At 56.6% G+C, this 12,100-nt stretch carries 10 protein-coding genes; all 10 read left to right on the top strand.

The window, feature by feature from the left end; genetic code table 11:
• On the top strand, positions 1-764 hold a 764-nt coding region (gene ispG / locus DWV16_RS02575; RefSeq protein ID WP_243007260.1), incomplete at its 5' end, for a flavodoxin-dependent (E)-4-hydroxy-3-methylbut-2-enyl-diphosphate synthase.
• Positions 765-766: 2 nt separating this feature from the next.
• Entirely contained in the window at positions 767-5,119 is a 4,353-nt protein-coding gene (locus DWV16_RS02570) for a PolC-type DNA polymerase III (RefSeq protein WP_370218683.1), read from the top strand.
• A 118-nt stretch (positions 5,120-5,237) separates the two neighbouring features.
• Positions 5,238-6,431, top strand: coding sequence for an ATP phosphoribosyltransferase regulatory subunit (gene hisZ, locus DWV16_RS02565; RefSeq protein WP_066459501.1), 1,194 nt, complete (start codon positions 5,238-5,240; stop codon positions 6,429-6,431).
• Positions 6,432-6,446: 15 nt separating this feature from the next.
• Positions 6,447-7,091, top strand: a complete 645-nt coding sequence (hisG, locus tag DWV16_RS02560; protein WP_066459503.1) for an ATP phosphoribosyltransferase — start codon at positions 6,447-6,449, stop codon at positions 7,089-7,091.
• Positions 7,088-8,374 (top strand): histidinol dehydrogenase, encoded by a 1,287-nt coding sequence (hisD, locus tag DWV16_RS02555; protein ID WP_118477714.1) that lies wholly within the window; start codon positions 7,088-7,090, stop codon positions 8,372-8,374. Before hisG ends, hisD begins: the two co-directional genes overlap by 4 nt.
• Positions 8,374-9,423: a histidinol-phosphate transaminase gene (locus DWV16_RS02550; RefSeq protein WP_118477713.1), complete on the top strand. Its 1,050-nt coding sequence runs from the start codon at positions 8,374-8,376 to the stop codon at positions 9,421-9,423. Before hisD ends, DWV16_RS02550 begins: the two co-directional genes overlap by 1 nt.
• 18 nt (positions 9,424-9,441) lie before the next feature.
• Positions 9,442-10,020, top strand: a complete 579-nt coding sequence (hisB, locus tag DWV16_RS02545; RefSeq protein ID WP_118477712.1) for an imidazoleglycerol-phosphate dehydratase HisB — start codon at positions 9,442-9,444, stop codon at positions 10,018-10,020.
• A gap of 1 nt (position 10,021) precedes the next feature.
• Positions 10,022-10,624, top strand: coding sequence for an imidazole glycerol phosphate synthase subunit HisH (gene hisH / locus DWV16_RS02540; protein WP_066459512.1), 603 nt, complete (start codon positions 10,022-10,024; stop codon positions 10,622-10,624).
• Complete coding sequence (hisA, locus tag DWV16_RS02535) at positions 10,621-11,346, top strand: 1-(5-phosphoribosyl)-5-[(5-phosphoribosylamino)methylideneamino]imidazole-4-carboxamide isomerase (protein WP_066459513.1); 726 nt, start codon at positions 10,621-10,623, stop codon at positions 11,344-11,346. The genes hisH and hisA overlap by 4 nt, the downstream gene beginning before the upstream one ends.
• Complete coding sequence (gene hisF / locus DWV16_RS02530) at positions 11,340-12,098, top strand: imidazole glycerol phosphate synthase subunit HisF (protein WP_118477711.1); 759 nt, start codon at positions 11,340-11,342, stop codon at positions 12,096-12,098. The genes hisA and hisF overlap by 7 nt, the downstream gene beginning before the upstream one ends.
• Positions 12,099-12,100: the final 2 nt, after the last annotated feature.

The following is a 12,100-nucleotide window of genomic DNA, read 5'->3' as shown; positions in this document are numbered from 1 at the left end:
TCGACAAGATTCGGATCACCCCCGGCAACATTGGGGTTGACGAGCGGGTTCGGCAGGTGGCGGTAGCCTGCGCAAACGCGGGCATCCCGATCCGCATCGGGGTTAACTCCGGCTCGCTCGAAAAGCAGATCCTTGCGAAATACGGCGCGCCCACGCCGCAGGCGATGGTTGACAGTGCGATGTATCACGCGCGCCTGCTGGAGAAGTTTGACTTTCATGACATTGTGATTTCGATCAAGTCGTCCGATGTGCGAACGATGATCTCGGCTTACCGGCTGGCGTCCCAGCAGCTTGACTATCCATTGCATCTCGGCGTGACCGAGGCAGGCACCAGGCATATGGGCCTTCTCAAATCGGCGGTCGGAATCGGATCGCTCCTATGCGACGGAATCGGGGATACCATCCGCGTTTCGCTCACCGCAGATCCTGTGGAGGAGATCCGCGCGGCAAAGGACATCCTAAAGGCGATCGGCTATCCGGATTGCGGCGTGCAGATCGTTTCCTGCCCGACCTGCGGACGTACAAAGATCGATCTGATCGCGTTGGCGGAAAAGGTGGAAAATGCGCTTGCTGGCTGTCGCAAGAACATCAAGGTGGCGGTCATGGGCTGCGCGGTGAACGGTCCGGGGGAGGCCCGTGAAGCGGATATCGGCGTGGCCGGTGGGGACGGGGAGCTTTTGCTCTTCAAAAAGGGGAAGGTTGTTGGGAAGTATCCGGAGCAGCAGATCTTTGAGGTGCTGTTTGCGGAGATTGAAAAGCTTTAGGAGTGAAATCATTGGCGTCATTCATTGAGATTTTTGGCGATTACATAGATACTCCGGTTGCGGATGAGGTCGCCCGAGGGGAGATCCTCTCAATGCAGGTTGACCGGGACAGCCGGGAAATGCGCCTTGCTCTGCAAATGGACGGGCTTGCCGCGCATGCGGCGCTCACCAAGCTGGGGCGGGCGCTTTGTGCCGCGCTGGGATTGCAGGAGGTAAAACTTCAGCCGCGTTACGCGCCGGAAAGCTTTTCAAGCGAATGCCTTTCGGAGCTGGTCGCCTGCATTGGCGCGCGCGGCGTACCGGTCAACGGCTTTTTTAATGGCGCAAAGGCGGATCTGCTTGGCGACACGCTGCGCATCTATCTGAGCCACGGCGGACAGGATTTTCTCGAGCAGATCCATTGCGCAAACCACCTTTCGGCCCTGATCAGGGAGGAATACGGCAGGGAGGTTTCGGTTGTGTTCGACGGGGTGCTTGAGATCGCGCCGGACAGCGAAATCTATCAGGAAACGATGGAAAAGGCACGGCCGGAGCCGATTGCCTACACGCCGCCCGCGCAAAGGCCGCAGGAGAAAAAACTCGACAACGGCGTTGTGATCCCCGCGCCGACCCGGCATTCGTTCGACGCGCAGGGGCTGCCCTTTGAACCGAACTCGATGGTGACCCTTTATGGCAACCCGCCGAAGGGCCGCCCGGTCGAGATGGCGCAGGTCAACATCGAAAGTGGGAATGTGACCGTCTGGGGGGACGTATTCAAGCTTGACCGCCGCACCAGCCGCGACGAAAAGACCCTGATCCTGACGATCTATTTTACCGACTACACCAATTCTTACTGCGCCAAGGTGATCGGGCGCTTCGATAAGAAGGTGAAGGGACTCGACGAACTGCGGGAAGGCGACACGATCGTTTTGCATGGGCTGGTGGAGTACGACCGGTTCGATCATGAGAACGTCCTGCGCCCGGACAGTATCGCGAAGGTGAAAAAGGTCCTGCGCCGCGATCTTGCGGAGGAAAAACGGGTCGAACTACATATGCATTCCAACATGTCCGCGATGGACGGCATGACTCCGGCGGACAAGCTGGTGCAGCGGGCCTATTCCTTCGGGCACAAAGCGGTCGCCATCACTGACCACGGCGTTGTGCAGGCATTTCCCGACTGCATGAACGCCTGCGCGAAGATCCGCGCGAAGGGCGGGGACTTTAAAATCATTTACGGCGTGGAAGCCTACTTTGTGGACGACATCATCCATGCTGTCAGCGGGCATGCGAAGGGGACCCTCGATGACGAAATGATCGTCTTTGACCTTGAGACAACCGGCCTTTCCGCCGCAACCGAGCGGATTACCGAAATCGGCGCGGTCAAAATCCGCGCAGGTGAAGTGGTTGAACGGTTCGACACTTTCGTGAATCCGGAACGCACGATTCCGCCGCAGATCACGCAATTGACCGGCATCACCGACGAAGATGTGCGCGGCGCGCCGCTCGAAGCGGAAGCGCTCGAGCAGTTTTACGCCTTCATCGGCAACCCGAAGGCGGTGCTCATCGCGCATAACGCGCCGTTTGATATGGGATTTTTGCGGCAGGCGGCGCGGCGCAGCAAGTTGCCGTGCGAATATTCCGCGATCGATACGGTGATCCTGTCGCGTTCGCTTTTCCCGGAGCTCAAAAAGCATAAACTCGATATTGTAGCCAAACATCTGGGCCTTGGTGAATTTAACCACCACCGCGCTTGCGACGACGCGGAGATGCTCGCGCGGATCTTCCTCAAGATGTGTGAAATTCTTAAAACGGAAAAGGCCTGCAATACGATTGAAAAGATCAATACCTCGCTCGCGTCGGTCGATGTGAAGAAATCCCCGACCTTCCACCAGATCATCCTGGTCAAGAACCTCACCGGTCTTAAAAACCTCTACCGGCTGGTTTCCATCTCCCATCTCGACTACTATGCGAAGCGCCCGCGTATCCCAAAAAGCAAATTGATCGAGCATCGGGAAGGACTGCTGATTGGCAGCGCCTGTGAGGCTGGACAGCTTTACCGTGCGATCATTGAGGGCAAAAGTTGGGGGGATCTCTGCGACATCGCAAAATTTTACGATTACCTGGAGATCCAGCCGCTCGGCAACAATGAGTTCATGGTGCGCAACAATACGGTTCCCAGCATCGATACGGTCAAGGAGTACAATGAAACGATCGTCAAGCTTGGCGAAAAGCTGAAAATACCGGTTGTGGCGACCTGCGACGTGCACTTTATGGACGCGGGCGACGCGAAATTCCGCGCCATCCTGATGGCGGGCATGGGCTTTTCGGACGCCGATCTCCAAGCTCCGCTCTATCTGCGCACGACCGATGAAATGCTCAAAGAGTTTGACTATCTCGGCGCCCAGAAAGCGCATGAGGTGGTCATCGAAAATCCCAATCGGATTGCCGATCTCATCGAAGCGGATATCCGCCCGATCCCGGACGGCACCTTCACGCCAACCATCGACGGCGCGGAGGAACAGCTTCAACAGATCACCTGGGACCGTGCCCGCTCGATGTACGAGCATAACGGCGTGATTCCGGAACTGGTCAGCAAGCGGCTCGACCGGGAGCTTGGCTCGATCATCAAACACGGTTTCGCCGTTCTTTACATGATCGCGCAGAAGCTGGTTGCCAAAAGTGAAGCCGGCGGCTACAAGGTCGGTTCGCGTGGATCGGTGGGTTCTTCCTTTGTCGCCACGATGGCGGGTATCTCTGAAGTCAATCCCCTGCCGCCGCACTATTACTGCCCCAACTGCGGCTGGAGTGAATTTTTTACGAAAGGCGAAATTGGCTCCGGATTTGACCTGCAAAGCAAAGATTGTCCGGAATGCGGGACCCATTGCAAACAGGACGGCCATGACATCCCGTTCGAGACATTTCTTGGTTTTGACGGAGACAAGGCGCCCGATATCGACCTCAACTTCTCGGGCGAATACCAGTCGAACATCCACCGCTACACCGAGGAGCTGTTTGGCCCGACCCATGTTTTTAAGGCCGGAACTATCTCGACCGTGGCGGATAAGACCGCGTATGGCTATGTCAAAAAGTACGCGCAGGAGCGCGGGCTTGTGATGACCCGGGCGGAGGAGGAGCGTCTGACCATCGGCTGCACCGGCGTCAAGCGCACGACCGGGCAGCATCCGGGCGGCATGGTCGTCGTGCCGAGCAGCCATGAGGTATTTGACTTTACGGCGGTACAGCGTCCGGCGGACGACGCGACCTCCGAAATTACCACCACCCATTTCGACTTCCATTCGCTGCATGACACGATCCTCAAGCTCGACGAACTCGGGCACGATGTTCCGACCATGTATAAATATCTGGAGGACATGACCGGGCTGGATGTCAACGACATCCCGATGAACGACCCGGCGGTCATGAGCCTGTTTTTGTCCCCGGACGCGCTCGGCGTTACAGCCGAGGACATTGACTGCAACACCGGCACGCTCGGCATCCCGGAATTCGGTACCAATTTTGTGCGCGGGATGCTCATCGAGGCACAGCCAAAGAATTTTTCCGACCTGCTTCAGATCTCCGGCCTCAGCCACGGTACCGACGTCTGGCTCGGCAACGCACAGGAGCTCATCAAGAACAGAACCTGTACGATTTCCGAGGTTATCGGAACACGTGACAGCATCATGACCTACCTGCTCCATAAAGGCCTCGAGCCAAAGATGGCGTTTAAGATCATGGAAATCACCCGAAAGGGCAAAGCGCCGAAACTGCTGACTGAGGAGCACATCACCGCTATGAAGGAGCACGGAGTGCCGCAGTGGTACATCGACAGCTGTCTCAAAATCAAATACATGTTCCCAAAGGCACACGCGGCAGCTTACGATATCGCCTCAATCCGGCTTTGCTGGTTCAAGGTGCATAAGCCGCTCGAATTTTACGCGGTTATCTTCACAGTGCGCGGCGGAGACTTCGACGCGGAAGCGGCGGTCGGCGGCAAGGCGATGACCAAGCAGAAGATGCAGAACCTCCTGGCGCTCGGCAACGACCGCACCGCAAAGGATGAAGGCGTTTTAACCATGCTGCAGATCATCCACGAATGCCAGGCGCGCGGGATCAGCTTTTTGCCGGTCGACCTCTATAAATCCCACTACAATGTTTACGCGGTGGAGGATGGAAAAATCCGGTTGCCCTTTATGGCGCTGAAAGGGGTTGGAGAGGCGGCCGCTAAAAGCCTGTGGGAAACGGCCAAAAAGGAGGATTTCATTTCCGCGGACGATATTGCGAACCGTGCGGGAGTTTCCTCCGCAGTCATCGAGATGCTGCGCGGTGCGGGCGCACTGGGGGATCTGCCCGACACTTCGCAGGTTTCTTTCTTCTGAATCCTGTCCCAGCATTTTTGTGAATTTTCCGCAGGTTTCTTTGGTTATTCTGTTGACAAGAAAAGTTTATCATGTTATCATATTAGCATGATAAAGTGAAACGGCAACGGAGGCAAATATGAAGCAGTATAACAAAATCACACCGGATGGTACCCGCGACCTGCTCTTTGACGAATGTGTTCTGCGTGAAGCGGTGACCAGCCGGCTGACAGCAATGTTCCGCTCCCGCGGATACCGGCAGGTGATCACCCCGGCAATCGAGTTCTACGACGTTTTCACTTCGTCCGCGGCGCATTTTCCGCAGGAAAATATGTATAAGCTTTCCGATATCCACGGCCGTCTGATGGTTCTGCGCCCTGACTGCACCATCCCGATCGCGCGGCTGGTCGCGACCCGGCTGCAGAATGTCCCGATGCCGCTGCGGCTTTACTACAGCCAGAATGTCTACCGCGTTGAGCACGATCTGCGCGGAAAACGCAACGAGATCTTTCAGACCGGCGTCGAACTCATCGGCGCGAGCAGCCTGCGCAGCGATCTCGAAATTGTCGAGCTCGCCGCCGCCGGCCTTTCGGAGATCAGCGGGGAAGGCTATCGGATCGAGCTTTGCCACATCGGCTATTTCAAATCGCTCATCGACAGCCTGGACGCCTCCTTTGAGACGAAGGAGGAGATCCGTCAGTGCGTCGAGCAGAAGAACTACGCGGCGCTTGGAGAGCTGCTCGAGCAGTTTGACGGTAGCCGCGCGGCTGTGGCGCTCAAATACCTGCCGCGGCTCTTTGGCGGGGAGGAGGTCTTTGAAAAGGCCTATGAACTCTTCTCGGAGAACGGCGCGAACGAAAGCCTCGATTACCTCCGTACAATTTACGAGAATCTGCGTGAGCTCGGCCTTGCCGACCGGGTTATCATCGACCTTGGACTGGTAAACCAGGCCGAATATTACACCGGGATCATCTTCCGCGGCTACTTTGACGGAATTGGGGAACCGGTACTCTCGGGCGGCCGGTACGACAACCTGCTCGCCGAGTTTGGCGCGCCGCTTTCAGCAACCGGCTTCGCATTCAATGTCGATCCGGCCACTACGGTCATCGGAATGGTACCGCAGCAGCGCACTGATATTTTGGTTTTTTCGGACGATGGTCATCTTCCGCAGGCGATCAATTATATGAAATCGCTTATCCAAAACGGCCTTACGGTCGAACACTGTGTTTTCGACGAGTTCGACGCGGCGGTAGATTACGCGCGAAAGCGCGGCATCCGGCATCTGCATGTGGTGGACGACGAGATTGAAGCGCTCGACGTCGAAAAACTGTAAAGGGAGGGCATACATATGAAACCGATTCGGATTGCCCTCACTAAGGGCAGGCTGGAAAAAGACAGCGTTGAAATGTTTGAGAAGCTCGGCTATGACTGCACTGCGGTGCACGAAAAGGGCCGCAGGCTGATTTTGCCGGTCGTGGGCACCAACCTCGAGATTGTGCTTGCGAAGGCCGCGGACGTGGTGACTTACGTCGAGAACGGCGTCTGCGATATTGGTGTGGTTGGCAGGGACACGATTATGGAGAAGGGGGGAACCTTCTACGAGGTGGCCGACCTGGGGTTTGGAAAATGCCGGTTCGCGCTGGCGGTGCCGAAAGGGGTCGACTTCTATGAGGGCTATCACACCCGCTGTATCGCCTCAAAATATGTAAATGTGGCGCACGCCTATTTTGAAAAGAAAAATATGGATGTCAAGATCGTCAAAATCGAAGGCTCAGTTGAGCTGGCGCCGATCCTTGGGCTTTCGGACGCGATTGTCGACATTGTGGAAACCGGCACAACCCTCAAAGAGAACGGGCTGGTTATCGCGGAATATATTTCGGACATCAGCGCAAGGCTGATCGTCAACATTGCAAGCCTCAAACTGCGTAAGGCGGAGATCGAGCCGTTTATTACGCGGATTGAAGATTACCTGAAGGAGAGGGCTGACGCATGATCCAGGTCGTCAAGGCGGACGGAACCGCTGAAAAAGAGCTTCTCGCGTCGCTGCGCAGCCGCAGCGGTGAGGTTGATAAACGGGTCGCCGGGCAGGTCGCAACGATCATTGAGGACGTAAAACAAAAAGGCGACGCGGCGGTGCGGGATTACACCCTGCGCTTCGACGGACACTGCCCCGATCTTTTTGAAGTTGACCGCGAGGTGATCAACGATGCGCTTTCGCAGGCCGACGAGGAATTCGTTTCTTCGCTTCTCAATGCGATGGAGAACATCGCGGCTTTCCATCAGAAACAGAAGCAGCAGAGCTTTATCGACGCGCAGCCAAACGGCGTCATTCTGGGGCAGCGTATCCGCGGGCTTGCCCGCGTGGGGCTCTATGTGCCGGGCGGAACGGCGGCCTATCCATCATCGGTGCTGATGAACTGTGTCCCGGCAAAAATTGCAGGGGTCGGGGAGATCATCATGGTCACGCCGCCACGCAAAGATGGCACGCCGAATCCGGACATCCTTGTCGCGGCGGCGATTGCCGGGGTGGACCGGGTGTTTCTGATGGGCGGCGCACAGGCTGTGGCGGCGCTCGCATTCGGCACCGAAAGCGTGCCAAAGGTCGATAAGATCGTCGGGCCGGGAAATATCTACGTCGCAACCGCAAAAAAGCTGCTTTACGGCGTGGTGGATATCGACATGATCGCCGGGCCGAGTGAAATCCTCGTGATGGCGGATGAAACCGCGAACCCGGTCTATCTGGCGGCCGATATGATGAGCCAGGCGGAACACGACGTGCTGGCATCTTCGATCCTGCTCACCACGAGCGGACGGATCGCAAATGATACCGTCGCGGAGATCGAGCGCCAGATAAAAGAGCTCTCGCGGGCAGAGATTGTCCGCAAATCATTGGAGACCTACGGCGCGGTGATCGTCTGCCGCAGTATCGACGAGATGGTTGCGCTGGCAAATGAGCTTGCGCCGGAGCATCTCGAGGTCATGCTGGAAAACCCATTTGAATATATCGGGAAGCTTGACAACGCGGGCAGCGTATTTCTCGGGCAATACGCCCCGGAACCGCTGGGCGACTATTTTGCCGGACCGAACCATGTCCTGCCGACCTCCGGCACGGCGCGGTTCTTCTCGCCGCTTGGGGTGGACAGTTTTATCAAAAAATCGAGCTATATCTACTACACGGCCGACGCGCTCTGCCAGGCGAAGGATGACATTGTGCGCATCGCGGAGCGTGAACAGCTCACCGCCCATGCGAATTCGATCAAAGTGAGGTTTTCCTGATGTACGAACTGCCGGAAAAGCTGAAAAATCTGACGCCTTACGTGCCGGTCACGGGGCAGTACCGAATCCGGCTTGACGCGAATGAAAGTTATCTGACTGCACCGGGCTGGCTGCGGCAGGAACTTGCCGCGGCGATTGAGAAGCTTGATTTCAACCGCTACCCGGACCCTTATACAGTTGAACTCTGCCAAAAGTTTGCGGATTTTTTTGACGTCCTGCCGTCGCAGGTGGTTGCGGGCAACGGTTCGGATGAACTCATTGGTCTGATCGTTTCCTCGTTTACCTCCACCGGTGAGGATATGGTGGTGGTCAACCCGGACTTTTCAATGTATTCATTTTACGCGCAGATGAACGGCGTCAGAGTACATACCTTCCAGAAGCCGGAGCTTGCGCTCGACGCGGACGCGCTGATTGCCTTTGCCAAAGAGCGGGCCGCAAAGCTTGTGGTCCTTTCGAACCCCTGCAATCCGACTTCGCTCGCCGCCTCGCAGGCGGATGTGCTCAAAATCGTGGAGGAGCTGTCCGACCGGCTGGTTGTAATCGACGAAGCGTATATGGATTTCGCAGAAGGCTCGATTCTGCGGATCGCACCGCGGCATGACAATCTGATTGTCCTCAAGACCTGTTCAAAAGCGTTTGGCATGGCTGCAATCCGGCTTGGCTTCGCGGTCGCGGGGACACAGATCACCCTTGCGCTCAAGGCGGCCAAGTCGCCTTACAATGTAAACAGCATGACCCAGGCGGCGGGCTGTGTCCTGCTGAGCCATCCGGATTATCTGCGGGGTTGCACCGAACAGATTAAGACGTCCCGCACCGAACTTTATCAGAAGATTCTTGCGCTTGCCAAAGAAAAAGCAGAGATTCTGGAGGTGGCCGACACCTGCGCGAACTTCGTCTTTTTGCAGATGCTGGACGCGCGCCGGGTGTTTGACGCGCTGAGTGCGCGCGGAATCATCGTGCGGCTCATGGCTCCTCGCCTGCGTATTACGGCAGGCACGGCCGAGGAAAACCGGGAGGTCGTCGGGGCCTTGCGGGAGATTTTAGACTGAAAACAGGAGGAAACCAGTATGCGGGAATGCACCATCCACCGGAAAACCAATGAAACGGACATCACGCTCTCGCTGAACCTCGATGGGAGCGGGAATTTTGCCGGTACGAGTGGGATTGGCTTTTTTGATCACATGCTGCACGCGTTCGCGGTGCACGGCGGATTCGATCTTGCGCTCACCATGGCTGGAGACTTGGAAGTGGACTGCCATCATTCGGTCGAGGATTTGGGTATTGTGCTCGGACAGGCGTTTGCGCAGATTCTTTCGGACAAAGGCGCCATCGCGCGTTATGGCAGCTTTGTGCTTCCGATGGATGAAGCCTTGGCTTTTTGTGCGCTCGATATTAGCGGCCGGGCCTTTTTGGTGTTTGACTGTGTCTTTCAAAACCCGCAGGTTGGTGCGTTTGACTGCTGTATGACAGGGGAATTTTTCCGGGCGTTTGCGATGAATGGGGGAATCACCCTGCATATCAAGGTGCCCTACGGGGAGAATGACCACCATAAGATCGAGGCGGTATTCAAGGCTGCAGCGCATGCGCTCAAAGCAGCGGTGACGCCGCGGGAAGGCGGGGTCCTCTCCTCGAAGGGAGTTTTGTAAGATGATTGCGATCATTGATTACGGAGCGGGAAATCTTTTCAGCGTCAAAAACGCGCTTGATTTTATTGGCGCGGAAAGCTGTATCACCGCGAAAGCAGAGGAGCTTGCAAAGGCAGACGGCTTGATTTTGCCGGGGGTGGGCGCCTTCCCGGACGCGATGAAACGGCTGACGGCGACCGGTCTCGTTCCGGTCATCCGGGAGCAGGCACAAAAAAAGCCGCTGCTCGGCATCTGCCTTGGAATGCAGATGCTGTTTGAGAAGGGGCATGAATTCGAAACGTGCGATGGACTAGGCCTTATTCCGGGCGACGTTCGGTTGATCGAAGCGGCGGGGCTCAAAATTCCGCACATGGGCTGGAACGATTTGACCGTTCTCAACCCCTGTGAACTGGTCGCAGACGTGAAAGAGGGCGATTACGTCTATTTCGTCCACTCCTACCGCGCTGATACAGCGGATGAAAACATCTCCTGTTACACCGTCTATGGGGAACGCATCCCGGCACTAGTGCACCGGGGAATGGTTTACGGCGCGCAGTTTCATCCTGAGAAAAGCGGCGCTGTCGGCATCCAGATGCTGAGAAATTTTGCGAGGTTGTGCCAATGATTATCTTACCAGCAATCGACATCAAGGACAAAACCTGCGTACGGCTTGTGCGCGGCGACTTTGCGACCGCGCACAAAGTTGCGGAGGACCCGTTCGAAACCGCTGCCGGCTTTCGGGCGGCGGGCGCTTCATGGATTCATATGGTCGATCTCGACGGGGCCAAAACCGGCGGCGCGGCGAATGCGGGGATCTTTCTGCGTGTCGCGCGGGAGTCGGGCCTCAGGGTGGAACTCGGCGGCGGCATCCGCAGCATGGACACCATCGCTTATTATCTTGAAAATGGAGTTTCCCGCATCATTCTGGGCTCGGTGGCAGTGAAGGACCCCGCTCTTGTGAAAGAGGCTGCCCAAGCTTACGGCGAAAAAATTGCGGTTGGGATCGACGCGAAAAACGGCATGGTCGCCACCGAAGGCTGGCTCGACACAAGCGATGTGAACTACATCGATCTTGCGAAGGCGATGGAGCAGGCCGGTGTTCAGACCATCATCTTCACGGACATCTCAAAGGATGGGACGCTTGAAGGTCCAAATCTTGAACAGTTGCAACGGATTAACGCTTCCGTATCCTGTAAGATCATTGCGAGCGGCGGGATCAAGGATATTTTGGATATCAGTGCATGTAAAGATTTGGGACTTTACGGAGTGATCTGCGGAAAATCCATCTATTCCGGAAGCCTTAGGCTTCCGGAAGCGATTGAAGTGGCAGGTGATCAGCAGTGTTAGCAAAACGGATCATCCCATGCCTTGATGTGCGGGATGGAAAGGTCGTCAAAGGAGTCAATTTCGTCGGCATCAAGGAGGTCGGCGACCCGGTCGAATGCGCGATCGAGTACGACCGGCAGGGAGCGGATGAGATCACCTTTCTCGACATTACCGCGACCCATGAGGGCCGCAGCACAATGATCGACGTGGTACGAAACACCGCCAAAAACGTATTTGTACCGCTTACAGTGGGCGGCGGAATCCGCACAGTGGAGGATTTTCGCGATATCCTGCGGGCAGGAGCTGATAAAATTTCAGTAAATTCCGCCGCGGTGCGCAATCCCCGGCTCATCCGCGAGGCCGCCGACCGGTTCGGCAGCCAATGCGTCGTGGTTGCGATCGACGCGCGCAGGAGTCCGGACGGGAACTTCACCGTCGTGGTAAATGGCGGCAGAATCGACATGCGTATCGACGCGGTCGAATGGGCCAAAAACTGCGAACGGCTCGGCGCGGGGGAGATCCTGCTCACCTCAATGGATACCGATGGCTGCAAGAACGGTTTCGACATCGAATTGACCAATGCGGTTACCGAAGCGGTTTCCATCCCGGTCATCGCATCTGGAGGCTGCGGAACGCTCGAACATTTTTCGGAGGTGTTTGAACAGACCGGCGCGGACGCGGCGCTTGCGGCGTCGCTTTTCCATTTTCGGGAACTGACTGTCGAGCAGGTGAAAGCACACCTTGCGGCGCATGATATCCCGGTCAGGAGGTAAAC

The sequence above is a fragment of the Anaerotruncus sp. AF02-27 genome, from assembly GCF_003465835.1.
GTDB classification, from domain to species: Bacteria; Bacillota; Clostridia; order Oscillospirales; family Ruminococcaceae; genus Anaerotruncus; species Anaerotruncus rubiinfantis.
This window is presented reverse-complemented; position numbering and strand designations above follow the sequence as displayed.